Source organism: Micromonospora humi, from assembly GCF_900090105.1.
Lineage (GTDB): Bacteria > Actinomycetota > Actinomycetes > Mycobacteriales > Micromonosporaceae > Micromonospora > Micromonospora humi.
In genome coordinates, this window is the sequence record NZ_FMDM01000002.1 from 90044 (window position 1) to 114138 (window position 24095).

Consider the following 24095-nt stretch of genomic DNA (forward strand, 5'->3'; position numbering starts at 1 on the left):
CCTCCTGTCTGTGCGTGGTTCAGGCCGTCAGGTCCGGGCTGACCGCCAGGACGTGCTCGGCCACCGGCCGGAAGTTGAGCCGGGCGATCCCGGGGGCGCCGATGTCCGCGCGCGCCGCCCGGGCCGCCTCGTCGGGGATCAGGACCAGCTCGCCCGCGGCCTGGGCGAGCAGCTGCACCTGGCAGCAGCGGTCCATGGCGAGGAACCACCAGGCCGCCTCGGCGACCGAGCCGCCGACCGTGAGCAGGCCGTGGTTGCGCAACACGACCGCCTTGCCGGCGCCCAGCGTCGCGGCGATCCGGTCGCCCTCCGCGCCGTCGAGCACCACCCCGCCGTACTCGTCGTGGACCTCGTGGTCCTCGAAGAACGCGCAGGCGTCCTGGGTGATCGGCGCGAGCGGCCGGCCCAGCGCGGCGAACGCCCGGCCGTGGATCGAATGGGTGTGCGCGGCGGCCACCACGTCCGGCCGCGCCTTGTGGATCGCGGAGTGGATGGCGTACCCGGCGGGGTTGACCCGACCCGTGCCGTCGACCACCTCGCCGGCGTGGTCGACCCGCAGCAGGTCGTCGTCGCGGACGTGGCCGAAGTGCCGGCCGAACGGGTTGATCCAGAACGTGTCCGGCTCGATCGGGTCCCGGGCGGTCACGTGCCCGCCGGCACCCTCGTCGAAGCCGGCCAGCGCGAAGGCGCGCACGGTCAGCACCAGTTGCCGACGCCGGTACGCCCGCTCCTGCTCGGGGGTGCGTCGCTCAGCCACAGCCGCCTCCGGTGTCGGTGTCGTACCCGCCGGCGCCGGCCGGCACGGGCTCCGCCGGGGCGCCCGGCCGGTCGGCGTAGGCGGCGAGGAAGTCGTCGACCCGGTCCACGCCCCAGAACCGGTGCGGGCCGAGCCGCAGGTAGGGGATGCCGAAGATGTCGTCGTCGTAGGCGCGCATCAGGCAGTCCACCCCGGCGGCCCGGACCGCGTCGTCGTCGACGGCGCCGAGCACCACCTGCGGGTCGACGCCGGCCCGCTCGGCGACCCCGGCGAGGACCTCCGGCGTGCAGACGTCCTCGCCGCGCTGCCAGCGCGCCGCGATCACCTCCCGGTAGAACGCCTCCCCCGCGCCCCGCTCCCGGGCCGCGAGGAAGCCCAGGTGCGGCCGCTCCCACCACGGGTCGACGTCGATCGGCCAGCGCATCGGCAGGTCCAGTCGTCGGGCCTGGCGCTTGGCGTCCTGCAACAGGTAGAGGTGCTTCGGCTTGCTCATCTGCACGTAGTGGAACGTGCCGCCGGCCGCGGTCAGCGCCGCCTCGGTACGCGGGTCCGGGTCCCAGTAGGGGATGAACTCCAGCACCTCCTGCGGGCGGTGCAGCGCCCGGGTCAGCCGCTCCACCGCCAGCCAGCTGTACGGGCTGCGGAAGGAGAAGTACAACCGGGGCGGCCGGGGCGCCATCACCGGCTCCCCGCGGTCAGCGCGGCCACGGTCTCCGGGTCGAGGGTGGCCAGGCTGCCCGCGTCCGGCCCGCGGCTGGCCGCGTAGCCGTGCAGGATGGTGGCGGTCGCCACCTGCACCAACCGGCCGTCGCGCACCACGTGGCAGGTCATCCGGGCGTCGTAGGTGACGTCCTTGAGCACGTCGGTCACCGTGAAGGTGATCCACATCGGTTCCTCGACGCGCGCGTCGCCGCGCACCTCCACCCGGGCCCGGGACACCACCGGGATCCAGCCCCGCTCGCGCAGCATCCGCCCGACCGAGACGCCCCGGTCGGCGAGGTAGCGGTCCACCACCTCCTCCAGCAGCCGGACGTAGCCGGCGTGCTGCATGCGCTGCGAGTACTGGCAGTAGAAGTAGGGCACCCGCCAGGCCCAGACGAAGCCGGCGCCGGCGGCGCGCAGGGTGGCGGCCGGGTCGGCACCGGCGGCCGGGCCGGGCTCCCCGGCGCCCGGCTCCTCCAGCAGGCCGGCCAGGTCCGCCGGCAGCGGCGCCGAGGCCGGCGCGTCCGGCTCGCGGACCAGCGCGACCCGGACCCGGGCCCGGCAGGCGGTGACCGTCTCGGCCCCGGCCGTGCCGCCCGCGCGCGCGATCCGCACCGCGAACCGGCCGCCCGCACCGGGGGTGGCCGTCACGTCGACCTCGTCGTCGACCTCCAGCACGGCCGGGAGCAGCAGCGAGCACTCCCGCACCGACAGCCCCACGCCGTGCTCCAGGTAGAGCCGGCCCGGGCCGTGGCCACGCTCCCGGAACCACTGCAGGACACCCTGCTCCACCAGGTACGCGAAGTGCTTGAACCCGATCCAGGTGCGGATGTTGGCGCCCTCGAACCCGGGCCGGGCGGACAGGGTCACGGGCTCGTGCTGGACCGCCGTGGTCACGGCGTACCTCCTCGGATCGCGGGATCGGGGCACACCTGCGCGACGAAGACCGCGATGTGCCGGGCCACCTCGGCGGCGCGGTCGAGGTGGCAGAAGTGGTGGAACTCCGGCTCGACGATGACCTCGGCGCCGGGCAGCCGGGCGCGCAGGGCGCTCGCGCGGGGGCCGTCCAGACTGGGGTCCCGGCCGCCGGTGAGCACCTTGGTCGGCACCGTCACCGCATGCAGCGGCAGGCCGGCGGTGGCGGTGAAGTGGTCGAACAGCGCGGTGAACCCGACCGGGCCGATCCGGTCCACCATGATGTCGCGCATCGACGCCAGCGTGGCGGCGTCCAGCGTGGCCAGACGCGCGCCGAGCCGGTTGCGCAGTCCCTCGTCGATGATCCGGACGAAGTTGGCCTGGGCCCGTTCGTGCACCGCCCAGGTGATCGGCAGGTCCGGCGGGCAGTAGAAGGGCGCGATGAGCATCGCGCCGCGCGGCCGCACCGCCGTCTCGGTGGCCAGCATCTCCAGCACCGCGTTGGCGCCGAGCGAGTGGCCGACCACGATGTCGGGCGGCGCGGGCATGGCCTCGACGGTCCCGGCGAGCCAGGCGCCCGGGGTGCCCCGCCGCCGCCAGTGGTGGTCGGTGCCGGCCTTCCACGGCAGCTCGGCCGCGAGCAGCCGCCAGGTGCCCGGCAGCCGTGCCGCCAGGTGCCGCCAGCTCTGCCAGGTGTCGGACATGCCGTGCACCAGCAGCACGGTCGGCGCGCCGGAGTCCGGGCCCGCTACCGGGTGCACGGGTGCGGCGGGTGCGGTCCGGGTCATCGCGGCACCGCCCGCACGGTCGTCTCGCGTACGCCGTCGACCGGGTCGCCGCAGCGCACGGCGACGGCCGGCGTGCCGGCGGTCAGCCGCACGGCGAGCGCGGTGTGCACGACCCCGGCGGCGCCGTAGTGGTCGGCGCCCAGCCGGGCCTCGTCGACCGGCGCACCGCCGAAGGACGTGCCGTCGCGCACCGGCCCGAGCAGCGCCAGTGGACGCTCCGGCGTCTCGGTGGGGTCGGGTAACGCCGGCTCTCGCCCCGCCACGTCGGCCGGGTCGCGCGGCGGCAGCGGCCGCTCCGACGGGTCGGGCGGGCCGAGCAGCAGGCAGGCGGCGCCGGCGCGCAGCGGCCGACCGGGCGTGGCGCCGCGCCGTGCGGCGTGCAGGGCCCGGGCCTGCGGGTCGTCCGGTTCGACGCCGACCACCACCACCCGGTCGGCGCGGCCGACGCGCAGCAGCAGGCCGGCGAGCCAGATCGCGTCGAGGCCCGCGGTGGCGCCGGAGCAGACGGTGAGGTTGGGGCCGCCGAAGCGGAACCAGATCGCGATCGCCCCGGCGATGACGTTGCTGGAGGCGTTCGGGGCCTCCAGTGGTCCGACCTCCCGCGGTCCGCCGTCGCGCAGTCGTCCGGCGAGGTCGCCCACCGTGGCGACGTTGCCCAGGTTGGAGCTGACCACCACGGCGGTACGCGGGTCGGCCGGCCCGGTGCGCCGTGGTGCCTTCGGCGGCAGGCCCAACGCCCGGTGCACGGCGCACAGCGCGAACCGGGTGGCCGGCTCCTTGGCCAGCAGGCCCTTGCGGCCGAGCAGTTCGGCGGCCCGCTCCGCCGGCCAGCCCGGCCCGTCGGCGGCGTCGCCCGGTGCACCGGCTCCGCCGGGTCCCGCGCCGGGGTCGGTGGGGACCGTGGGCCCGCCGGCCGGGTCGGGATCCGCGCCACGTGTGCCGAGAGCCGCGTCCGGTGCGAGCCGGCCGGCGCCCGCGAGCAGGGTCGGCAGGTCGAGCCCGGGCACGTTCAGCGCGACGCTCAGCACCGCGGCCACCGGCCGGAAGCCGGCCGTCGCCGGGGACGGCACGGCGTGGACGGTGGTCATGTCGTCTCCAGGAGGGTGACCGCGTTGAGGCCGCCGAAGCCGAACGCGTCGACCTGGGCGACCCGCGGGGCCGCCGCCACCGCCCGGTCGCGCACCAGGCGCAGCCCGGCCGCCTCGGGCGTGGGCCGGCTCAGCCCGACCACCGGCGGGACCAGCCCGGTGCGCAGCGCCTCGATCGCGACGGCGACGCTGAGCAGCGCCGACCCGCCCGAGGTGTGCCCCACCGCGCCCTTGAGCGCGGTCACCAGCGGTCCGGGCTCGCAGCCGGCGAAGACCTCGGCGAGCACTCCGGCCTCGGTCTCGTCGTTGAGCGCGGTGCCGGTGCCGTGCGCCAGCACCAGGTCGACCTGCTCGGGTCGGCGGTCGGCCCGGCGGTACGCGTCGTGCACGGCCCGCAGGATGCCGTGCCGGTCGGGGGCCGTTTCGTGCCCGGCGTCGCAGGACAGCCCGGTGCCCAGCAGGCGGGCCAGCCCCGCGCCCGGCCGGTCCGCCTCGACGACCAGCACGACCGCGCCGTCGCCGAGCAGCACCCCGGTGCGGTCGGTGTCGAACGGCCGCACCCGCCCGGTCGGCCGGGCGGCCACCCGACCGATCATGGCCAGCATCGACGCGCTGCTGCCGTCGGCGCCGCCGACCAGCACCGCGTCCGCCTCGCCGGTCTCCACCAGGTCCTGGGCCAGCGCGAGGGCGTGCCCGCCGGCGCTGCACGCGTTGGCGAGCGTGACCACCGGACCCACGCCGGGCGCCGCGCCGGCGACGGCCGGGCCGAAGTGCAGCCGCTCGGCGGGAAAGTCGACCGCGCCGGCCAGCGCCGCGCGTTCCACCTCCGCCGACTCGCGCAGCCCGGTGCCGACCAGGCTGACCACCCGGCGACGCCGCGGATCCACGCCGGCCGCGGCGAGCGCCTCGGTGACGCAGTCGGCGAGCCAGCGACCGGGCCCGAACGGCCTGTCGTCGGCGATCGGGTAGCCGTGCGCCACCCCGACGCGTCGCGGGTCCACCCGCCGCAGCAGCGCGACGCCGCACTCGCCGCGCCGCAGCGCGTCCCAGGTGGCCGGCCCGTCGCCGAAGCAGGTGCGCACCGCGCTAGCGGTGATCGTCGCCGCCACCGGCCCACCCCCTCACCACGGCCGCCGCTACCCCGCCGTCGCGCGAACGCGCGGTGAGCAGCGCCGGGCGTCCGGCCTGTTCGGGCTCTTCGGCGCACCGGGCGAGCAGCGCGCCGAAGGCCAGGGCACCGGCTGCGGCCTGGCAGTCGCCGAGCGCCGGACGCACCGGCAGCCGTTCCACGGTGGTGGGCACCACATTCCGCAGGCCGTCGGCGTCGTCGCCGGCGAGCGCCCAGACGTCGGCCGTCCGGACGTCGGCCGCCGCCAGCGCCCGGCCGGCGCAGCCGGCGAGCCCGGCGTCGGCGTCGTCGGGCGCGAAACCGGTGGCCACCGAGAGCACCTCGGCGCGGGCGCCGCCCGCCTCGGCGCCGCGACGGCGCAGCAGGTAGACCGCCGACGCCTCGCCGGCCGGTCCGGCGTCGGTCAGCCGCGCCGCCCAGGCCGTGTTCGGGGTGTACTCCTCCACGCCACCGACCAGCAGCGCGTCGGCGTAGCCGCGACGGATGGCGTTGAGCGCGTAGCGCAGCGCGTAGAGGAAGGCCAGCGGTCCACCGGCGACGGTGGCGTTGACGCCGCGCAGGCCGTAGCGGATGGCCGCCTGGCCGGCGGCGCAGTTCATCACCGTGTTGGGGAACAGCACCGGGTTGACCAGGTAGGGCTTGTCCTGCACGAGCGTCTCGCGGGAGAAGTCCATGGTCGACCTGAGGCTGCCGGTGGTGGTGCCCAGCACCACCCCGATGCGGTGCCGGTTGTCGTCGTCGGGCGTCAACTCCCCGTCGGTGAGCGCGCGTCCGCAGGCCACCATCGCCAGCGCGGTGGCCCGGTCCAGGAAGCTGGTGCCCTTGCGGCCGAGCAGGCCGCGTACGTCGAAGCCGGCGATCGCCGGTGCCTCGGCCTCCGGCAGCGGCTCGGCGAACCGGTCGTGCACGTCGGTGCGGACGGCCGTGCCGGCGCGGATCGCGGCGAGCACCTCGGCGACGGAGTCCCCGGCGGCGGACACCACCCCGCAGCCGGTCACCACGCCGCTCACCGGATCGCCCCGAAGATCGTGATGGCGTTGTTGCCGCCGAAGGCGAACCCGTTGTTCTGCGCCACCCGGACCGTCGCCGGCCGGGCGACGTTCGGCACCGGGTCGATCCACGGCAGCTCGGGGTCCGGATTCGCCCAGTTGATGGTCGGGGGCAGGAACCCGTGCCGGATGGCGAGGGTGGTGGCGATCGCGCCGAAGCCGCTGGCCGCCCCCATGGTGTGCCCGAGCATCGACTTGATCGAGCTGACCGGCGGCACCCGGTCGCCGAAGACCGCCCGGATCGCCCGCGCCTCGCACAGGTCGTTCGCCGGCGTCCCGGTGCCGTGGGTGCTCACGTAGTCGACGTCCACCGGCTTGATCCCGGCGTTGTCCAGGGCCAGCCGCATGCAGGCGGCGACGCTGTCCTCGTTCGGCGCCACCATGTGGTGGGCGTCGCAGTTCAGGCCGTGGCCGAGCACCTCGGCGTAGATCCGGGCGCCCCGGGCCCGGGCGTGCTCCAGCGTCTCCAGCACCAGCGCCGCGCCGCCCTCACCGGTGAGGATCCCGGAGCGGTCCCGGTCGAACGGGCGGCACTGCCGCTCGGTCAGCGCGCCCAGCCGGTAGAAGCCGGCGTGCGCCCACCGGCACACCGAGTCCGCCCCGCCGGCCACCATCACGTCCGCCTCGCCGGTGTGCAGCAGGTCGTAGGCGTAGCCGATGGCGTAGTTGCTGGCCGAACACGCGGTGGTGAGCGTGACCGACTCACCGGCCAGGCCCAGCTCGGCGCTGACCGCGTAGGCCAGCCGCTCGGCGGGCGCCTGGCGCAGCGAGCGCGCCGACATGCTCGGGTAGCCGCCGGCGACGAGGTCCGCGACGAGTTGCTCCACCACCGTCGACTCGCCGCTGGTGGTGCCGATCACCGCGCCCGCGCGCCCCGGGTCGGCCAGCGGCAGCGGCAGGTCCGCGTCGGTCGCGGCCAGCCGGGCGGCGGCCGCGGCCAGCAGCGCCGAGCGGCCCCACTCCGCGACCCGCACCCGCCGCAGCAGCTCCGCCGGCCGGAACGCGGGCACCTCGCCGGCGTACCGGTGCGGGAAGCCGGACGCGTCGAAGCTGGTGATCGGCGCGGCGGCGGAGCGGCCCCGGCGCAGCCCGTCGGTGAACTCGTCGACGCCGATGCCGATGCCCGACACCGGGCCGAGCCCGGTGACGACGACCCGGTGCACCTCAGTCCTGCCAGCCGGCGTACCGCGCCACCACCTCGTGCACGGCCTTCAGGCTGCGCATCTCGTTCAGCTCGGCCTGCGGGATCTCCACCTTGTAGGTCTTCTCGATCCGGGCCAGGATCTCGATCGCCCGCAGCGAGTCCGCCTCGTACTCCTCGACGAAGTCGGCCGTGTCGGCGACCTCCTCCGGCTCCATCTCGAGCACCTCGGCGACGATCTCCCGCAGCTGCTCCAGGTGCTTGTCGCGTTCACTCATCGCGGTTCCTCCCTCTCATCTCGCGGCTCGACGATGGCGTCGACCGCCCGGACGACGGCCATCATCGAGTCGAACTCGGCCACCCGTCGCTCCCCGACCCAGCTGGATCCGGAGGCGAACGCGGCGCCGTCGACGACCTGCTCCAGCCGGACCCGGTGGCGGATCACGTCGCCCGGGTGCACCGGGCGCAGCAGGGCGACGTCGCGGGCCGCGGTGAACATCGGCAGGCCCGCCGTGCCGGCCCGCCGCGACAGCAGCCAGAGCACCGCCGCGCCCTGACCGAACGACTCGATCAGCAGCGACGCCGGGTAGGCGTACCGGTCGGCGGGCTGTCCCTCGGCGATGCCCCGGTAGCAGGGCTCGCAGCCGCTCACCGCCTTGACGCCGGTCAGGCTCTCCCCCGGCGTCACGTCCTCGACCCGGTCGAGCAGCAGCATCGGGTACCGGTGCGGCAGCAGCGCGCGCAGCGCGGCGTGCTCCAGTCTCATCGGCCGTCGTCCCCGTCCTCGACCGGCCAGCGGAACACCGCCCGCACGGTCGCGGTCCGCACCCCGTCCCCGCGTACGCAGCGGGCGGTGACCTCGAAGGACTGGTCCTGGGCGACCGGGCCGACGGACGCCTCGACGGTCAGCGTGTCGCCGGCCAGCAGCGGGGCGAGGAACCGGGCCGAGCGCAGCCGGTGCAGCTCCGGCGGCCGGCCGGCGCAGTGGCCGACCGCCGCGGTGACCGCCTGCCGCAGCGTCTCCAGGGTGAACACCCCCGGGTAGACGGTCAGCTCGGGGAAGTGCCCGGTCAGGTAGACGTCGTCCGGGTCGACGGTGGTGCCGGCGCGCAGGGTGATCCCGCCGCGCGGGCCGGCGGCGACCTCGACCCACGCGACGGCCGGCAGCGGCGCGGCCGCCTCGGCGTACGTCTGGGCGGGGGTGCGGTCCGGGGCGAACGCGGGCGCGGCGACGGTCACAGCACGATCCCCCCGTCGACCCGCACGACCTGGCCGGTGAGGTACGCGGCCCGGTCGGACAGCAGGAACTCGACCAGCTCGGCGACGTCCTCCGGGGTGCCGAAGCGGCCCATCGGGATCTGCTTGAGCGCCTGCTCGCGCAGCTTGCCGGCCAGCGCCGCGGTCATGTCGGTCTCGATGAAGCCGGGCGCCACGACGTTGACCCGGACGCCGTGCCCGGCGACCTCCTTGGCCAGCGAGCGGCTGAGCCCGATGATGCCGGCCTTGCTGGCGGCGTAGTTGCTCTGCCCGGTGTTGCCGGTGACGCCGGCGACCGAGGAGAGGTTGACCACGGCGCCGCGTCGGCGCTTGAGGAAGCGGAACGCGACAGTGCGGCAGACGTTCCAGGTGCCGGTCAGGTTGATGTCGATGACGTCGTGCCAGTCGTCCGGGCCCATCAGCACCAGCGGCCGGTCCCGGGTGATGCCGGCGTTGTTGACCAGCGCGGTGAGCGGGCCGAGGCGCTTCTCGGCGGCGGCAACGAACTCGTCGACGGCCGCGCGGTCGGTGACGTCGCACGGGGCGAACCAGCTCGGCACCCCGTACGCCTCGACCTCCGCCCGGGTCTTCTCGGCCGCCTCGCCGGCGGTGTTGAAGCATCCGGCGACCGCGTAGCCCTCGGCCGCCAGCCGCAGCGCGACCGCCCGCCCGATGCCGCGCGACGCGCCGGTCACCAGCGCGCAGCGCGCCGTGTCACCCGCCGTGTCCATGCCACCTCCGGTCATCCGATCGCCCGTTCCGCCCGCAGCCGCGCCCGGGTGGCCGGGTCCACCTTCAGTTCGTCGAGGATCCGCTCGGTGTCGGCGCCCGGTTCGGGGGCGCCGGCGCGCACCGCCGTCGGCGTGCGGGAGAACTTGACCGCGGGCCCGGTCAGCGGCGCGGTGCTGCCGTTGGCCAGCACGGTCTGCTGCACCATGGCCCGGGCCCGCACCTGCGGGTCGGCGGCCGCGTCGGCGAAGGTGCGGACCCGCTCGGCGGTGATCCCCGCGCCGTCGAGCGCGGCGACCACCTCGGCGCAGGTGCGCTGCGCGCACCAGCCGGCGAGCACGGCGTTGACCTCGGCGCGGTTGTCCCGGCGTTCCTCGTTCGTGGCGTAGCCGGGCGCCCGGGCCAGCTCGGGCCGGCCGATCACCTCGGCGAGGCCGCGCCAGGAGCGGTCCAGCGCGACGGCGACGTAGACGTGCCCGTCGGCGCAGCGGAAGCAGCCGGCCGGCACCACGAAGTCGGCCTGGTCGCCCCAGCGGCGCAGCGGCACGCCGGTCGCGCCGAGGGTCAGGTAGCCGTTGCTGGAGAAGAGCAGCGCGTCCAGCATGCTCACGTCGACGTGCTGGCCCTCGCCGGTGCGGTCGCGGTGGCGCAGGGCGGCGAGCGCGCCGATCACCGCGTGCAGGCCGGCGATGTCGTCGGCGAGGAACGTGGGCGCCTTGAGCGGGGCGCCGTCGGGTTCGCCGTTGAGCGACATCCAGCCGGCGGCGGCCTGGGTGGTCGGGTCGTAGCCGGGGCGCCCGGCGTCCGGGCCGTACTGCCCGTAGCCGGAGATGGAGACCAGCACGACGTCGGGGCGCACCTCGCGGCAGGCCCGGTAGCCGACGCCCCAGGCGTCCAGGGTGCCGGGCTTGTAGTTCTCCACCACGACGTCGGCGGTGGCGACGAGCCGCAGGAACACCTCGGCGGCGCCGGGGCGCCGCAGGTCCAGCCCGATGCTGCGCTTGTTGCGGTGCACGCTCTGCCGGAACCAGGACAGCCCGGTGCCGGGGATGTGCGGCGGCATCAGCCCTTCCCGGTTGCCGGGCATCTCCACCCGCAGCACGTCGGCGCCGAGGTCGGCGAGCACGCAACTGGCGACCGGGCCGGACCAGACCTTCGTCACGTCGAGCACCCGTACGCCGTGCAGCGGTCCGGGCAGGTCGGCGCGCGCGTCGGCGTAGAACGCGGCGGCGTCGGTGGTGGCGCTCGTGTCGGTGTCCATGCCCGCCTACTCCCGCACCAGCAGCGAGGCGGTGCCCAGCGAGCCGCCGCAGCACATGGTGACCAGGGCGCTGTGCCGGTCGCGGCGTTCCAGCTCGTGCAGCGCGGTGACCAGCAGCCGGGTGCCGCTGCTGCCGAGCGGGTGCCCGAGCGAGATCGCGCCGCCGTTGACGTTGACCCGGTCCAGGTCGGCGTCGTGGTGCGCGGCCCACGACAGCACGACCGACGCGAACGCCTCGTTGACCTCGACCAGATCGATGTCGGACAGGCTCATCCCGGCGCGTTTGAGCAGCTTGCGGGTGGCGACGACGGGTCCGTCGAGCAGGTAGTAGGGGTCGGCGCCGGTGACCACCTGGTGGGCGAGCCGGGCGCGGGGCCGCAGCCCGAGGGCGGTGGCGCGCTCCCGCGACATCCACAGGATCGCCGCCGCGCCGTCGGAGATCTGGGAGATGGTGGCGGCGGTGTGCCGGCCGTCGGGGACCACCGGGCGCAGCGCGGCCAGGCCCTCGGCGGTGCTGTCGCGGATGCCCTCGTCGGTGGTGACGAGTGTGCCGTCGGGCAGCGGCACCGCGCTGGTCTCCCGGTCGAAGCGGCCCTCGTCGCGGGCCCGGGCGGCGAGGCGCTGCGAGCGCAGGCCGTAGGCGTCCAGGTCCGCGCGGGTCAGCCCCTGGCGGGCGGCGATGCGTTCGGCGCCGCCGAACTGCGCCCGCGGCGGATCGTCGTACGGGTAGTCGGGCGTCTTGTAGTGGCCAGGCCCCTGGTAGAGGTTGGTGCCGACCGGGACCCGGCTCATCGACTCCACGCCGCAGGCGATGCCGACGTCGATCGCGCCGGCGGTGACCAGCGCGGCGATCAGGTGGTTGGCCTGCTGCGCCGAGCCGCACGAGGCGTCCACCGTGCTCGCCGCGACCTCGAAGTCGAGGCCGCTGTTGAGCCACGCGTTGCGGGTGACGTTGAGGCTCTGCTCGCCGACCTGGGTGACGCAGCCGCCGATGATCTGGTCGACGTCGCCGGGTTGCACAGCGGCGCGGCGCAGCACCTCGACCTGGACGTGCCGCAGCAGCTCCACGGCCTTCAGGCCGGACAGCGCCCCGTCGCGTCTGCCGATCGGGGTGCGGACCGCCTCGACGATCACCGCGTCCGGCATCGGTCCCCCTTCTCGGCTGTCGGCGTGTGGTGGTGTGGCTGCTCAGGCGGGCACGAGCCGCACCCGCAGCTCCTCCAGCCCGCGGAAGGTGCTGCTGTGCCGCCACTCCAGGTCGATCTCGTCGATGTCCGGGTCGGCCAGTTCGACCACGGCGAACCGGTCGACCAGGCGGCGGAACGCGATCTGGCCCTCGGCGCGGGCGAGCTGGGCGCCGAGGCAGTGGTGCGGGCCCCAGGCGAACGACAGTGGCGTCTCCGGCGGTTCGGCGCCGGCGAAGCGGGCGATGTCGAGGGTGTCCGGGTCGGCGTAGCGGGCCGGGTCCCGGTTGGCCGCGCCGATCAGCGTGATGACGTGTTCGCCGGCGTGCAGCGGGGTGCCGTCGAGGAACGTGGTGTCCTCGACCGCGGCCCGGCCCAGCACGTGCACCGGGGAGTCGTAGCGCAGCAGCTCCTCGATCGCCGAGCGGGTCAGGTCCGGCTCGGCGCGCAGCCGGTCGAGCTGGTCGGGGTTGCGGCACAGGGCGTGGGTGCCGAGGCCGATCAGGTCGGTCATGGTCTGGAAACCGGCGCCGAAGAGCAGCACGATGACCTGGATCAGTTCGTCGAGCCCGAGCCGGTCGCCGTCGATCTCGACCTGCCCCAGTGCGGAGGCGAGGTCGTCGCGGGGGTTCTCGCGGCGCTTGCGGACCAGGTCGGTGAAGTATTCCTCCATCTCACCGAGCGCCTGGTCGGAGGCCTTGAGCACCTCTTCCGGGGCGAAGATCTCCAGCCCGGCGGAGGCGGCGCGGGTGAGCCGGCGCAGCAGCGGCCAGTCCTCCGGCGGCACGCCGACCAGCTCACCGATCACCATCACCGGCAGCGGGAAGCCGAACGAGCCGACGATGTCGACCTCGCCGCCGCCCGGGCCGACCTGGCGGGCGACGTCGTCGAGCAACCCGTCGACGAAGCCGGCGAGCCGGGGACGCAGCGTCTCCACCCGGCGGGGGGTGAACACCCGGCTGACCAGCCCGCGCAGCCGGGTGTGCTCCGGCCCGTCGAGGAAGAGCAGCGTACGGGCGCCCTGGCGGCCACGGGAGTCGCCCATGCGGGGGCGTTGCGCCGACTTGTCCAGCGCCGGGTTGCGCAGTTGGGCGCGGCACTCGTCGTAGCCGGTGAGCACCCAGCCGACTCCCTGGCCGGGCTGTTCCATCCGGTACTTCGACGCCGCGGTACGCAGCGCGTGGTAGTGCGGGTAGGGGCTGCTGACGGTGGCCGGGGCCTTCATCAGCAACTCCATCGCGATGATCGACGGATCAGCGCTCGCCACGGTCTCGGTCATGACACCGGAGCCTAATCGCGTTTCCCGTATCTCGGAAGCACTTGTTTCTCGTATCTTTGGTTCCGCATACTGGCGGGCATGACGACGGCCCGTACCCGCATGCCGCCGAGATTCGACGCGCGCGACCCGGCCGTGGTCGCCGACCCCTACCCCACCTACGCCGCGCTGCGCGCGGCCGGGCCGCTGTGCCGGATGGGACCCGGAAGCTGGGGCGTCACCCGCTACGCCGACGTCGCCCGGCTGGTCCGAGACCCCCGCCTGGGCAGCGAGTTCCCACCCGACTACCACCGGATGTCGGCCGGCGACGGCCCCGCCGGGTCGTTCTTCGGCAGCATCATCCTCTACCGCGACCCGCCCGAGCACGGCCGGCTGCGCCGGCTGATGGCCCGGGCGTTCAACCCCGCCCTGGTCCGCCGACTGCGCCCCACCATCGAGGCCATGGTCACCGAGCTGCTCGACCCGGCGGCGCGCACCGGCCGGTTCGACGCGGTCTCGGATCTCGCCTTTCCGCTGCCGGTGATGGTGGTCTGCGCGCTGATGGGCATCCCGCCGGCCGACCACGAGAAGATCCGGCCCTACGCCCTGGACCTCAGCAAGGCGTTCGCCGCGATCGTGCCCGAGTCCGACCGGCCGGCCGCCGACCGGGCGGTGGAGTGGCTGCGCGGCTACCTCGGCGAGATCCTCGACCGGCGCCGCGCCGAACCCGGCGACGACCTGCTGTCCCGGATGCTCGCGGCCACCGACGACGACGGCGCGGTGCTCGCCGCCGACGAGATCGTGGACAACGCGGTGTTCGCGTTCTTCGCCGGCTTCGAGACCACCACCAACCTCATCGCCACCGGCGTCGCCGCGCTGCTGGAGCACCCCGACCAGCAGGCCCTGCTGCGGACCGACCCGGCGCTGGCACCCCGGGCGGTCGAGGAGTTCCTCCGCTACGACGGGCCGATCCAGGGTGTGGCCCGGCTGGCCCGCGAGGACGTCGTGGTCGGTGACCGGACCATCCGGGCGGGACGGGTGCTGATCCTGCTGCTGGGCAGCGCCAACCGCGACCCGGAGCAGTTCCCCGACCCGGACCGGCTGGACGTCACCCGCGAGGACAACCCGCACCTGTCCTTCGGCGGCGGCATCCACCACTGCCTCGGCGGCTACCTGGCCCGCGTCGAGGCACAGGTGACGTTCGAGACGCTGCTGCGCCGCTTCCCCACGCTCACCGCCGCCGGCCCGGCGCGCCGGCAGACCGACGGGACGCTGCGCTCGTACGCGAGCGTGCCAGTGGCGGTCGGACCGTGACGCCCGCCGGCCGGGTCCTGCCGGCGCGGATGGACCCGCTCTCCCCCGAGGTCGTCGCCGACCCCTACCCCACGTACGCGCGGGTGCGCGCCGCCGGCCCGCTGTGCCGCTTCGGCCCGGCGAGCTGGGGCGTCACCCGCCACCGCGACGTGGCCGCCCTGCTGCGCGACCGCCGGCTGAGCAACACCTTCCCCGAGGAGGACCCGCAGTTCCGGATGGCGCCGGACCTGTCCCGCGACGTGTTCCGGCGGATCATCCCGACCCGTGACCCGGACGACCACAGCCGGCTGCACCAGCAGATGGTGCGCGCCTTCAGCCCCGGTGTGGCCCGGCGCAGCGCCCAGCGCATCGGCGCGCTGGTGGACGAACTGCTCACGCCCGGGTGCGACACCGGCCGCCTGGACGCGGTGGCCGACCTGGCGTTCCCGGTCGCCGCGAGCGTGGTCTGCGAGCTGATCGGGCTGCCCGTGGCGCGTACCCGGGCGGAGGTGTGGCCGCGCGCCGCGGCGCTCGGCCGGGCGTTCACCCCGTTCCTGCCGGCGGCCGACCGGCCGGCCGCCGACGCCGCGCTGAGCTGGCTGCGCGGCTACGTGCGCGAGGTGCTCGCCGAGCGGCGCGCGGACCCCGACGGCGACCTGCTCGACCGGATGCTCGCCGTGGCCGACCCGGCCGAGGGCGTCGAGGAGGTCGTCGACAACGTCGTCTTCCTCTGCTTCACCGGCTACGAGACCACCATGAACATGGTCTGCACCGGCACCGTGGCGCTGGCGCGACAGCCGGACGAGTGGCGGCGGCTGCGCGCCGACCCGTCGCTGGCCGGCACCGCCGCCGAGGAGTTCGTCCGGTTCGACGCGCCGATCCAGTACACCGCCCGGCTGGCGCTGGAGCCGATCACCGTCGGCGAGCGGGTGATCCGCCCCGGCCGCTCGGTGTTCCTGCTGCTCGGCTGCGCCAACCACGACGAGGAGGTGTTCGCCGACCCCGGCCGGGTGGACATCGGACGCCGGCCCAATCCGCACGTCGGGTTCGGCGGCGGCGTCCGGGGCTGCCTCGGCGCGGCGCTGGCCCGCATCGAAGGAGCGGTGATCTTCGACCGGCTCGCCCGGCGGCTCGCCGGCCTGGAGCTGGCCGCGCCGCCGGAGCGGGAGCCCAGCGCCCTGTTCCGGTCCTACGCGTCGATCCCGCTCGCCGTCACCCCGGCCTGAGCCGGCAGCGCGAGGAGTCACCAGATGTCCCTGATCGGCCGCCCGGTCCGGCGTACCGAGGACCGTGTCCTGCTCACCACCGGCGGCACGTACGTCGACGACGTCGTCGTGCCCGGCGCCCTGGAACTGGTCTTCGTCCGGTCCACGGTGGCGCACGGCCGGCTGCGCGGCGTCGACACCGCGGCCGCCCGCCGGGCGCCCGGCGTGGTCGCCGTGTTCACCGCCGCCGACGTCGACCTGCCGCCGCTGCCCCCCGAGGCCGGGGTGCTCAACCAGAAGATGACCACGCCGCTGCTGGCCGACGACGTGGTCCGGTTCGTCGGTGAACCGGTCGCCGCGGTGGTGGCGACCGGCCGGGCCGAGGCGGTCGACGCCGCCGCGCTCGTCACCGTCGACGTGGACCCGCTGCCGCCGCTGGTCGACCCGCACGAGGCGCTCACCGACGCGCTGGTGCTGCACCCCGACGCCGGCACCAACATGGTGCTCAAGCTCGGCTTCCGCCGTCCGGCCGGCCGGGCCGAGCTGCACGAGGGGGCCGAGGTGGTGATCCGGCAACGGATGACCAACCAGCGGGTCGCGCCCGGTCCGCTGGAGGCGCGCGCCGGGCTTGCCGAGTGGGGGCCGGACGGGCTGCGCTACCGGGCCGGCAGCCAGGCGGTGCACCTGTGGCGGGCGCAGCTGGCGGCGGCGCTGGGCGAGCCGGAGGACCGGGTCCGGGTGGTCAACGGCGACGTCGGCGGCGCGTTCGGCTCCAAGGCGTTCGCCAGCCGCGAGGACGTGCTGCTCGCCTGGGCGGCCCGGCGGCTGGACCGGCCGGTGCGCTGGGCGGAGACCCGCAGCGAGAGCATGGTCGCCGCCGGGCACGGGCGGGCGCAGCAGCAGAGCGCCGAGCTGGGCGGCACCCGCGACGGGCGGATCGTGTCGTACGCGCTGGACGTGGTGCAGGACGCCGGCGCCTATCCGCGCATCGGGTCGATCCTGCCGTTCTGGACCCGGACCATGCTGACCGGCCCGTACCGGATCGACCGGGCCCGGTTCTCCTCGGCCAGCGTCACCACGACCACCACCCCGGTGGTCTCCTACCGGGGCGCCGGGCAGCCCGAGGCGGTGGCCGCGCTGGAACGCATGATCGACCGGTACGCCGCCGAGATCGGCCTGGACCCGGCCGAGGTGCGCCGGCGCAACCTGCTGCCGCCGGAGAGCTTCCCGGTCACCACCCTCACCCGCGCGCGCTACGACAACGGCGACTACCCGGCCGCCCTGGAGCGGGTGCTCGCCGAGGCCGACTATCCGGCGCTGCGCGCCGAGCAGTCGGCCCGCCGGGCTCGCGGCGACGTGTGCCAGCTCGGCGTCGGACTGTCCACCTTCGTCGAGCTGACCGGCGCGGACACCCGCAGCGAGTACGCCTCGGCGCGGATCCAGCCGGACGGTCGGGTGACGGTCCACTCCGGCACCTGCCCGCACGGTCAGGGGCACGGCACCGCCTGGGCGATGCTCGCCGCCGACGTGCTGGGCGTGCCGGTGGAGCGCGTCGACGTGGTGTTCTCCGACACCGGCGCGGTCCCGGCCGGCGGCGGCACCGGCGGGTCCCGCTCGTTGCAGACCGGGGGGATGGCGGTCCGCGAGGCGGCACTCGCGCTCGTCGAGCGGGGCCGGGACGCGGCCGCCGCCCGGCTGGGCGTGCCGGCCGGGACGGTCGAGTTCACCGGCGGGCGGTTCCGGGCCGCCTCCGGGGTCGACGTCGGCTGGGCCGACCTGGCCGGCGGCGACGGCCTGTCCGCCGAGGCGACGTTCCAGCCGTCGGCCGCCACCTGCCCGTACGGGGCGCACCTGGCGGTGGTCGAGGTGGACGTGGAGACCGGCCGGGTGACGCTGTTGCGGGTGGTGGCCGTGGACGACGCGGGGGTGCTGCTCAACCCGCTGCTGGCCGAGGGGCAGGTGCACGGCGGGCTGGCGCAGGGCGCCGGGCAGGCGCTGGTGGAGGAGGTCCGCTTCGCCCCCGACGGCACGCCGCTGCACGGCGACCTGCACCGCTACGCGATGGTCGGTGCGGCGGAGCTGCCCTCGTTCGACACGGTGGCGATGCAGACGCCGACGCCGGTGAACCCGCTGGGCGCCAAGGGCCTGGGCGAGTCGGGCGCGGTGGGGCTGCCGCCGGCGGTGCAGAACGCGGTGGTCGACGCCGTACGCCACCTGGGCGTGCGGCACGTCGACATGCCGCTGACCGCGGAGCGGGTCTGGTCGGCGATCCGGGCCGCGACCGCCTGATCCGCCGGCGGCGAGGGTGCCGATACCGTGGCGCCATGCCGAAGATGACCGTGCGGGACGTGACCGAGATCGTCGGTGGCCTCGCCGCCGACGGGATCACCGTGTGGGTCGACGGCGGCTGGTGCGTGGACGCCCTTGTCGGGCGCGAGCTGCGCGAGCACGCCGACCTCGACGTCGCCGTGAGTCGCGCGGACGAGGAGGCTCTGCGCGGCTGGTTCGGCGGGCGGGGTTACGAGCACCGGCCGAGGGCCGGCGAGTCGGCGTGGAACTTCGTGCTCGGTGACGCCCGGGGGCGGGAGGTCGACGTGCACGTGTTCGAGTTCGACGGGCAGGGGAAGAACGTCTACGGCATCGCGTACCCGGCGGAGTCGCTGACCGGGCGCGCCACTCTCGGCGGACTCGATGTGCACTGCGTCGCACCGGAGTGGATGTTCCGATTCAAGACCGCCTACGACCCGGCCCCGAAGGATCTTGTCGACGTGCGCGCCCTGGCGGGCAGGTTCGGCTACGCGCTGCCCCCGACCCACAGCGCCATCTAGGCGAGCGAGCAGGACCCGGGCCCGGCCGGAAGATGCCCGACCGGGCCCGACGGGCGGCGACCGCACACTGTCGGCTCAGTCGTCGACGACGGAGAGTGCCTGCTTCGGGCAGCGGCGGGCGGCCTCGCGGACCCGCTTGCCCAGGGCGCCCTCCAGCGGCTGTTCGGTGACGTGCAGCAGGTCGTCCTCACCGACGTCGAACACCTCGGGCGCCTGCCCCACGCACACGGCGTTGCTCTCACAGCGGGAGTAGTCCACGACCAGTCGCATCGCTCACGCCTCCGTCTTCGGCACGATCTCGAGGATGGGGAACATCATGGTCGGCAGGCTGCGGGCCAGCCGCAGGCCGGCGACGTCCAGCAGCCGTTCGATGTGCTCGCGGGAGCGGGCGCCGCCGCCGACCATGGCCAGCAGCAGCAGGTCGTAGAGGCGACCGACGTCGAACCGGTCGCCGGGCTCGACCACCGGCTCCAGCACCAGCAGCCGGCTGTCCGGCCGCATCGCCGCGCGCACGGCGCTGAGCAGCCGTACGGCGTTGTCGTCGTCCCAGCCGTAGAGGATGCGCTTGAGCATGTAGGCGTCCGCGCCGGCCGGGACCGTCTCGAAGAAGCTGCCGCCGGTGACGGTGCAGCGCTGCGCGACGTCGAGCTTCTGCAGCACCGGCTCGGCCTCGGCGACCACGTGCGGCAGGTCGAACAGGGTGCCGCGCAGGTTCGGGAACCGGGCCATGATGCCGCCGAGGAACGCGCCGTTGCCGCCGCCGACGTCGACCATGGTGGCCAGGTCGCCCCACGGGTACGCGGGCAGCGCGGCGCGCAGCTCCAGCCGGGTGGCGGCCTGTTGGGAGGCGTCGAAGCGGGCGCTGTCGCGCGGGTGCGCGGCCATGTAGGACCAGTAGCCCTCCGGGTGCACCTCGTCGAAGGCGGCCCTGCCGGTGCGGATGCTGTGGTCGAAGTGCGCCCACGCTTCGATGTCGGGTTCCAGCAGCGGGTAGGCGTCGCGCAGGGACAGCGGGTGGTCGGTGCGCAGTGGTTCGGCGAGCGGGGTGAGGCCGAACACCTCGGGTTCGACCTCGGTGAAGATGCCCTTGCCGGCCAGCGCGCGCAGCGCCCGCAGCAGTGCGGGCGCGTGCGCGCCGGTGGCTTCGGCGAGGTCGTCGACCGGGCGGGGGCCGTCGGCGAGCTGGTCGGCGATGCCGAGGTCGGCGACGGCGCGCACGGTGAACGGCACGATGTAGTCGGCCAGTTCGGTCAGTCGGAACACCGATTCGATGTCGATCCGGGGTCGGCTCGGGGCCATCGATTACCTCCTAGGGGGTGGTCGGCCGCGCCCCGGCGGGACCGGCGGCGATCACGGTGAGCGTGGGGGTGCCGACGACGCGGTCGAGCCGCAGGCCGGCGTCGGAGAGCAGGCCGACCAGTTCCGCCTCGGTGCGGTGCCGGCCGGCGGTGAGGACCAGGGTGTGCACGTCGACGAGCTTCGCCACGTCGAAGGCGTCGCCGGCCGGGATGATCGCCTCCAGCAGCAGGAGCCGGCTCTCCGGCCGCATCGCCTCGGCGACGCGGCGCAGGATCGCGGTGGCCCGGTCGTCGTCGAACCCGGGCAGGATCGTCTTGAGCACGTAGAGGTCGGCGCCGGCCGGGACCGGGTCGAAGAAGCTGCCGGGCACGATCCGGCAGCGGTCGGTCACCGCCGCACGGTCGAGCAGCGCCGGCGCGGCGGCCACCACGTGCGGCAGGTCGAGCAGGACGCCGCGCAGCTGCCGGTAGCGGGTCAGCAGCCCGGCGAGGAACGCGCCGTCGCCGCCGCCGACGTCGACCACCTCGCGCGCCCGGTCCCACGGCCAGGCGGGCAGGACGGTGCGCAGGTGCAGCTTGGTCAGGCTGGACATCCACCGGTCCACGGCCAGGCTGTCGGCGGGGTGCCGTGCCAGGTGCGACCAGTAGTCGGTGCCGTGCACGCGCGGGAAGGCGGCCTCGCCGGTACGCAGGCAGCGGCCGAGCCCGGCCCAGGCCCGCACGTCGGCGGCGAGCAGCGGGTAGGCGTCGCGGAGCGACAGCGGGTGGTCGGTGCGCAGTGGTTCGGCGAGCGGGGTGAGACCGAACACCTCGGGTTCGACCTCGGTGAAGACGCCCCGCCCGGCCAGGGCGCGCAGCGCCCGCAGCAGGGACGGCGCGTGCGCCCCGGTCGCCGCGGCCAGCTCGGTCACCGGGCGGGGGCCGTCGGCGAGCTGGTCGGCGATGCCGAGGTCGGCGACGGCGCGCACGGTGAACGGCACGATGTAGTCGGCCAGTTCGGTGAGCCGGGTGAGGGCACCGAGATCGGCGCGGGGCCGGGCCACCAGCATCAACCGCCTCCCCTATCGCGTGTCTTGTATCTCGTGTATGTGCACACTAGCTTGTGGAGGGATCGCTGTCACCGTCGTCCCGGGAGGCTTCGATGCTCGACGGTTGTGTGGGCTGGCCCGAGGACCTCGCCGCGCGCTACCGCGCCGAGGGCTACTGGCGTGGCGAGGTCCTCGGCGACCTGGGCCGGGACCTGGCCCGCTCCGATCCGCAGCGGACCGCGCTGGTCGCCGGCGAGCGGCGGGTCGGCTACGGCGAGCTGGACCGGCGGGCCGACCGGCTCGCCGCCGGCCTGCGCGAGCGCGGCATCGGCCGGCACGACCGGGTGGTCGTCCAGCTGCCGAACTCGGTCGAGTTCGTGGTGGTGTGCCTGGCGCTGTTCCGCCTCGGCGCGCTGCCGGTGCTGGCGCTGCCCGCGCACCGGCGCGCCGAGATCGGCCACCTGTGCGCGCACACCGAGGCGGTGGCCTACCTGACCGTCGACCAGACGCAGGGCTTCGACCTGCGCAAGCTGGCCGCCGACGTGCGCGCCGAGACGCCGTCGCTGCGGGAGGTGTTCGTCGTCGGCGACCCCGGCGAGTTCACCGCGCTGGCGCAGGTGGACGCCGACCCGGTGCCGCTGCCCCGCCCGGACCCGGGCGACGTGGCGTTCTTCCTGCTCTCCGGCGGGTCGACGGGCGTGCCGAAGCTGATCCCGCGCACCCACGACGACTACGCGTACCAGTTGCGGGCGACCGCGGCGGCGATGGGTTTCGGCGCCGACGGCGTCTACCTGGCGGCGCTGCCGGCCGCGCACAACGCGGCGTTCGGCTGCCCGGGCGTGCTCGGCGCGTTGCGCGCCGGCGGCACCGCGGTGCTGGCCGGCAGTCCCAGCCCCGACGAGGCGTTCCGGCTGGTCGCCCGCGAGAAGGTCACGTTGACCACGCTGATGCCGGCGTTCCTGCCGCTCTGGACCGACCTCGCGCCCGTGCTGGGCGCCGACCTCTCCGGCCTGGTGGTCGAGGTCGGCGGCGCCAACCTGAGCCCCGAGGTCGCCGACCGGGCGGTGGCCGAGCTGGGCATCCGGCTGACCCACTTCTTCGGCATGGCCGAGGGCCCGATCGCCTGCACCCGTCCCGACGACCCGCCGGAGCGGGCCGCGCACACCCAGGGCCGGCCGCTGTCGGCCGCCGACGAGTTCCGGGTGGTCGACGACACCGGCGAGCCGGTCCCCGCCGGCGAGGTGGGCGAGCTGGTCGTCGGCGGACCCACCACGCTGCGCGGCTACTACCGGGCCGCCGACTACAACGCCCACGCGTTCACCCCGGACGGCCTGCTGCGCACCGGCGACCTGGTCCGGTGGACGCCGACCGGCGAGCTGGTCGTGGTCGGCCGGATCAAGGAGGTGGTGAACCGGGGCGGGGAGAAGGTCCCGGCCGGCGAGGTGGAGGAGCACCTGCTCGCCCACCCGGGCGTGCGCGAGGTGGCGGTGCTCCCCGTGCCCGACCGGGTGCTCGGCGAGAAGACCTGCGCGGTGGTGGTGCCGCACGAGGGCGCGCCGACGCTGGCCGAGCTGCGGGAGTTCCTCACCGGACGCGGCCTGGCCGGCTACAAGCTGCCCGACCGGCTGCAGGTGCGCGCGGCGCTGCCGTACACCGGGGTGGGCAAGGTGGACAAGCGCGCGCTCGCCGCGGAGCTGACGGCCTGAACCGCGGGGCCACCGGCGCGTCCGGCGGCCCCGCGGCGCTCAGCCGGTGAGGTGGTAGAGCCGGTGGAAGCGGTCGTCCACCGGCACGATCTGCATGTCGGCGAACCCGGCGTCGGTGGCGAACCGTCGCACCTGGGCCGGGCGCAGCGCGGTCCCGGTGGCCGACGAGTCCGGCCCGGCCAGACCGGCCGGCAGGCAGTGCAGCACGCTGGTGGCGTACTGGAACCGCTCCACCTCGTCGCCGGGCGCGACGAACCGGTGTGCCACCTTGGCGTCGAGCACCAGCACCGCGCCGTCCGGCCCGCGCAGCCGGCGGCAGGCCCGCAGCACCGGCACCGGCCGGCTCATCTCGTGCAACGCGTCGAAGACGCAGACCAGGTCGTAGCCGCCGGCCGGCTCCGCCTCGGCGGCGTCGCGGCGATGGAACCGGACCCGGTCGGCCACCTGGGCCGCCGCGGCGTGCTCCGCCGCCGCGGCCAGCGTCGGCGCGTCCAGGTCGAAGCCGTCGACCTCGGCGAGCGGGTACGCGCGGGCCAGCGCGACGCCCGCCCAACCCGCCCCGCAGCCGACGTCGGCGATCCGGCTCGGCCCGGCGGTGAGCCGGTCGTGGAGTTCCGGCAGGAACGCGGCGAGCCAGCCGGGCAGCGCGTGGGTGAACAGGGCCCGGTTGGCACCGGAGTGCCCGTGGCGCCAGTCGTCGCCGAACACCTCGTCCGGCACGCCCGCCCCGGTGCGGTACGCCTCCAGCAGCGCCGGCAGCGCGCCGGCCACCCCGCCCAGCGGCAGCATGGTCAGCGACACCAGCGACAGCGGGCTGTCCGAGGCGAGCAGCACCTCGGCGTGCCCCTCCGGCAGCCGGTAGACCCGCCGCTCCGGTGGCGCGGTCACGTCGTCCACGTCGAGGAAGCCGGCCACCGCCTGCTGCTCCAGCCACTCCCGCGCGTACCGGGGGGCGATCCCGGCACGCGCGCACAGCTCGGTCACGTCGGCCGGGCCCCGGTGCAACGCCTCGTAGAGTCCCAGCTTGGTGCCCAGATAGCCGGCGAGCAGCTCCTGGGTGTGCAACATGGCCAGGAACAGCCGCAGCGACAACGCCCGGGCGCGGCGCTGCGGCCCGTCGGCCGGCGCACCGGGCGCCGCCGGCCCCGGGGCGGGCCCGGTGCGGATGGTCAACTGGCCATCTCGCCGCGCTCGCGCAGGATCCCGGTGACGTGCTCGACGACCGCGTCGATCGTGACGATCTTGCGGGCCGTCGTCTCGTCGATCGGCGGCAGCTCGAACTCGTCCTCCAGCGTGAACGCCAGCTCCAGCAGGGCCAGCGAGTGGAAGCCGAGATCCTCGACCAGCCGCGAGTCGCCGGCGCCCTCGATCTGCTCCGGGTTCGGTGCCAGTTCGGTGACGATCGCCGTCACCGACTCACGGACGTCCTCCTCGGTACGCACCTCGGTCGGGGTCGACCTGGTCGCCTCGGTCATTGCCGCC

25 protein-coding genes are annotated in these 24095 nt (G+C 75.4%); 5 read left to right on the forward strand and 20 right to left on the reverse strand.

Going from position 1 to position 24095, the window contains the following annotated elements; translation table 11 throughout:
• Positions 1–19: 19 nt before the first annotated feature.
• From GA0070213_RS03515 to GA0070213_RS03585, 15 genes are read right to left on the reverse strand one after another with little or no spacing between them, the layout of a single operon-like run.
• Positions 20–757, reverse strand: coding sequence for a class II aldolase/adducin family protein (locus GA0070213_RS03515; protein ID WP_091057059.1), 738 nt, complete (start codon positions 755–757; stop codon positions 20–22).
• Positions 750–1436 carry a 2-hydroxychromene-2-carboxylate isomerase gene (locus GA0070213_RS03520; RefSeq protein WP_091057063.1) on the reverse strand — a complete coding sequence of 229 codons (687 nt, stop codon included), beginning with the start codon at positions 1434–1436 and terminating at the stop codon, positions 750–752. The genes GA0070213_RS03515 and GA0070213_RS03520 overlap by 8 nt, the downstream gene beginning before the upstream one ends.
• Entirely contained in the window at positions 1436–2356 is a 921-nt protein-coding gene (locus GA0070213_RS03525; protein ID WP_091057067.1) for an acyl-CoA thioesterase, read from the reverse strand. The genes GA0070213_RS03520 and GA0070213_RS03525 overlap by 1 nt, the downstream gene beginning before the upstream one ends.
• Complete coding sequence (locus tag GA0070213_RS03530; protein WP_091057071.1) at positions 2353–3162, reverse strand: alpha/beta fold hydrolase; 810 nt, start codon at positions 3160–3162, stop codon at positions 2353–2355. The genes GA0070213_RS03525 and GA0070213_RS03530 overlap by 4 nt, the downstream gene beginning before the upstream one ends.
• The gene (locus tag GA0070213_RS03535) at positions 3159–4250 is read right to left on the reverse strand and encodes a beta-ketoacyl synthase N-terminal-like domain-containing protein (RefSeq protein ID WP_091057075.1); all 1092 of its coding nucleotides are present in this window, start codon (positions 4248–4250) and stop codon (positions 3159–3161) included. The genes GA0070213_RS03530 and GA0070213_RS03535 overlap by 4 nt, the downstream gene beginning before the upstream one ends.
• Entirely contained in the window at positions 4247–5359 is a 1113-nt protein-coding gene (locus tag GA0070213_RS03540) for a beta-ketoacyl synthase N-terminal-like domain-containing protein (RefSeq protein ID WP_091057079.1), read from the reverse strand. The genes GA0070213_RS03535 and GA0070213_RS03540 overlap by 4 nt, the downstream gene beginning before the upstream one ends.
• Entirely contained in the window at positions 5337–6389 is a 1053-nt protein-coding gene (locus GA0070213_RS03545) for a beta-ketoacyl synthase N-terminal-like domain-containing protein (protein ID WP_091057082.1), read from the reverse strand. Before GA0070213_RS03545 ends, GA0070213_RS03540 begins: the two co-directional genes overlap by 23 nt.
• Complete coding sequence (locus GA0070213_RS03550) at positions 6386–7591, reverse strand: beta-ketoacyl-[acyl-carrier-protein] synthase family protein (RefSeq protein ID WP_091057086.1); 1206 nt, start codon at positions 7589–7591, stop codon at positions 6386–6388. Before GA0070213_RS03550 ends, GA0070213_RS03545 begins: the two co-directional genes overlap by 4 nt.
• A gap of 1 nt (position 7592) precedes the next feature.
• Complete coding sequence (locus tag GA0070213_RS03555; protein ID WP_091057089.1) at positions 7593–7847, reverse strand: acyl carrier protein; 255 nt, start codon at positions 7845–7847, stop codon at positions 7593–7595.
• Positions 7844–8335, reverse strand: a complete 492-nt coding sequence (locus GA0070213_RS03560; protein ID WP_091057092.1) for a 3-hydroxyacyl-ACP dehydratase FabZ family protein — start codon at positions 8333–8335, stop codon at positions 7844–7846. Before GA0070213_RS03560 ends, GA0070213_RS03555 begins: the two co-directional genes overlap by 4 nt.
• Entirely contained in the window at positions 8332–8808 is a 477-nt protein-coding gene (locus GA0070213_RS03565; protein WP_091057097.1) for an ApeI family dehydratase, read from the reverse strand. The genes GA0070213_RS03560 and GA0070213_RS03565 overlap by 4 nt, the downstream gene beginning before the upstream one ends.
• Positions 8805–9557 carry a 3-oxoacyl-[acyl-carrier-protein] reductase gene (gene fabG / locus GA0070213_RS03570; protein ID WP_091057100.1) on the reverse strand — a complete coding sequence of 251 codons (753 nt, stop codon included), beginning with the start codon at positions 9555–9557 and terminating at the stop codon, positions 8805–8807. Before fabG ends, GA0070213_RS03565 begins: the two co-directional genes overlap by 4 nt.
• A gap of 11 nt (positions 9558–9568) precedes the next feature.
• A complete protein-coding gene (locus GA0070213_RS03575; RefSeq protein WP_091057103.1) occupies positions 9569–10816 on the reverse strand; it encodes a CaiB/BaiF CoA transferase family protein in 1248 nt (415 codons plus the stop codon).
• 6 nt (positions 10817–10822) lie between these two features.
• On the reverse strand, positions 10823–11962 hold the full coding sequence (locus GA0070213_RS03580) for a steroid 3-ketoacyl-CoA thiolase (RefSeq protein ID WP_091057107.1): 1140 nt from the start codon (positions 11960–11962) through the stop codon (positions 10823–10825).
• 42 nt (positions 11963–12004) lie between these two features.
• Positions 12005–13279 carry a cytochrome P450 gene (locus GA0070213_RS03585; RefSeq protein ID WP_091057111.1) on the reverse strand — a complete coding sequence of 425 codons (1275 nt, stop codon included), beginning with the start codon at positions 13277–13279 and terminating at the stop codon, positions 12005–12007.
• 78 nt (positions 13280–13357) lie between these two features.
• On the opposite strand from GA0070213_RS03585, the gene GA0070213_RS03590 reads away from it, so the two are divergent.
• From GA0070213_RS03590 to GA0070213_RS03605, 4 genes are read left to right on the forward strand one after another with little or no spacing between them, the layout of a single operon-like run.
• Positions 13358–14569 carry a cytochrome P450 gene (locus tag GA0070213_RS03590; RefSeq protein ID WP_091057115.1) on the forward strand — a complete coding sequence of 404 codons (1212 nt, stop codon included), beginning with the start codon at positions 13358–13360 and terminating at the stop codon, positions 14567–14569.
• Positions 14566–15774 (forward strand): cytochrome P450, encoded by a 1209-nt coding sequence (locus GA0070213_RS03595; protein WP_091057118.1) that lies wholly within the window; start codon positions 14566–14568, stop codon positions 15772–15774. The genes GA0070213_RS03590 and GA0070213_RS03595 overlap by 4 nt, the downstream gene beginning before the upstream one ends.
• A gap of 24 nt (positions 15775–15798) precedes the next feature.
• Entirely contained in the window at positions 15799–18042 is a 2244-nt protein-coding gene (locus GA0070213_RS03600; RefSeq protein WP_091057122.1) for a xanthine dehydrogenase family protein molybdopterin-binding subunit, read from the forward strand.
• 35 nt (positions 18043–18077) lie between these two features.
• Positions 18078–18581, forward strand: a complete 504-nt coding sequence (locus GA0070213_RS03605; RefSeq protein ID WP_217628577.1) for a nucleotidyltransferase domain-containing protein — start codon at positions 18078–18080, stop codon at positions 18579–18581.
• Positions 18582–18656: 75 nt separating this feature from the next.
• Here the strand turns inward: GA0070213_RS03605 and GA0070213_RS03610 are convergent, their stop codons facing one another.
• Genes GA0070213_RS03610 through GA0070213_RS03620 form a run of 3 tightly spaced genes read right to left on the reverse strand, consistent with a single transcriptional unit; the run spans position 18657 to position 20928 of the window.
• A complete protein-coding gene (locus GA0070213_RS03610) occupies positions 18657–18851 on the reverse strand; it encodes a ferredoxin (RefSeq protein WP_091057126.1) in 195 nt (64 codons plus the stop codon).
• A 3-nt stretch (positions 18852–18854) separates the two neighbouring features.
• Entirely contained in the window at positions 18855–19880 is a 1026-nt protein-coding gene (locus tag GA0070213_RS03615) for a methyltransferase (RefSeq protein WP_091057129.1), read from the reverse strand.
• Between the two features lie 10 nt (positions 19881–19890).
• A complete protein-coding gene (locus tag GA0070213_RS03620) occupies positions 19891–20928 on the reverse strand; it encodes a methyltransferase (RefSeq protein WP_175441185.1) in 1038 nt (345 codons plus the stop codon).
• Positions 20929–21020: 92 nt separating this feature from the next.
• Between GA0070213_RS03620 and GA0070213_RS03625 the strand changes: the two genes are divergently transcribed.
• Positions 21021–22613: a (2,3-dihydroxybenzoyl)adenylate synthase gene (locus GA0070213_RS03625; protein ID WP_091057132.1), complete on the forward strand. Its 1593-nt coding sequence runs from the start codon at positions 21021–21023 to the stop codon at positions 22611–22613.
• Positions 22614–22652: 39 nt separating this feature from the next.
• Here GA0070213_RS03625 and GA0070213_RS03630 read toward each other — a convergent pair whose 3' ends face one another.
• Positions 22653–23786, reverse strand: coding sequence for a class I SAM-dependent methyltransferase (locus GA0070213_RS03630; protein WP_245716238.1), 1134 nt, complete (start codon positions 23784–23786; stop codon positions 22653–22655).
• Positions 23783–24088 carry an acyl carrier protein gene (locus GA0070213_RS03635; RefSeq protein WP_091057136.1) on the reverse strand — a complete coding sequence of 102 codons (306 nt, stop codon included), beginning with the start codon at positions 24086–24088 and terminating at the stop codon, positions 23783–23785. The genes GA0070213_RS03630 and GA0070213_RS03635 overlap by 4 nt, the downstream gene beginning before the upstream one ends.
• Between the last annotated feature and the right edge of the window lie 7 nt (positions 24089–24095).

Coding starts and splice junctions, on each gene's coding strand:
- GA0070213_RS03635 (WP_091057136.1), bottom strand. CDS start 24,088: ATGACCGAGGCGACCAGGTCGACCCCGACCGAGGTGCGTACCGAGGAG.
- GA0070213_RS03605 (WP_217628577.1), top strand. CDS start 18,078: ATGCCGAAGATGACCGTGCGGGACGTGACCGAGATCGTCGGTGGCCTC.
- GA0070213_RS03575 (WP_091057103.1), bottom strand. CDS start 10,816: ATGGACACCGACACGAGCGCCACCACCGACGCCGCCGCGTTCTACGCC.
- GA0070213_RS03590 (WP_091057115.1), top strand. CDS start 13,358: ATGACGACGGCCCGTACCCGCATGCCGCCGAGATTCGACGCGCGCGAC.
- GA0070213_RS03615 (WP_091057129.1), bottom strand. CDS start 19,880: ATGGCCCCGAGCCGACCCCGGATCGACATCGAATCGGTGTTCCGACTG.
- GA0070213_RS03580 (WP_091057107.1), bottom strand. CDS start 11,962: ATGCCGGACGCGGTGATCGTCGAGGCGGTCCGCACCCCGATCGGCAGA.
- GA0070213_RS03610 (WP_091057126.1), bottom strand. CDS start 18,851: ATGCGACTGGTCGTGGACTACTCCCGCTGTGAGAGCAACGCCGTGTGC.
- GA0070213_RS03535 (WP_091057075.1), bottom strand. CDS start 4,250: ATGACCACCGTCCACGCCGTGCCGTCCCCGGCGACGGCCGGCTTCCGG.
- GA0070213_RS03620 (WP_175441185.1), bottom strand. CDS start 20,928: ATGCTGGTGGCCCGGCCCCGCGCCGATCTCGGTGCCCTCACCCGGCTC.
- fabG (WP_091057100.1), bottom strand. CDS start 9,557: ATGGACACGGCGGGTGACACGGCGCGCTGCGCGCTGGTGACCGGCGCG.
- GA0070213_RS03555 (WP_091057089.1), bottom strand. CDS start 7,847: ATGAGTGAACGCGACAAGCACCTGGAGCAGCTGCGGGAGATCGTCGCC.
- GA0070213_RS03625 (WP_091057132.1), top strand. CDS start 21,021: ATGCTCGACGGTTGTGTGGGCTGGCCCGAGGACCTCGCCGCGCGCTAC.
- GA0070213_RS03520 (WP_091057063.1), bottom strand. CDS start 1,436: ATGGCGCCCCGGCCGCCCCGGTTGTACTTCTCCTTCCGCAGCCCGTAC.
- GA0070213_RS03600 (WP_091057122.1), top strand. CDS start 15,799: ATGTCCCTGATCGGCCGCCCGGTCCGGCGTACCGAGGACCGTGTCCTG.
- GA0070213_RS03585 (WP_091057111.1), bottom strand. CDS start 13,279: ATGACCGAGACCGTGGCGAGCGCTGATCCGTCGATCATCGCGATGGAG.
- GA0070213_RS03530 (WP_091057071.1), bottom strand. CDS start 3,162: ATGACCCGGACCGCACCCGCCGCACCCGTGCACCCGGTAGCGGGCCCG.
- GA0070213_RS03560 (WP_091057092.1), bottom strand. CDS start 8,335: ATGAGACTGGAGCACGCCGCGCTGCGCGCGCTGCTGCCGCACCGGTAC.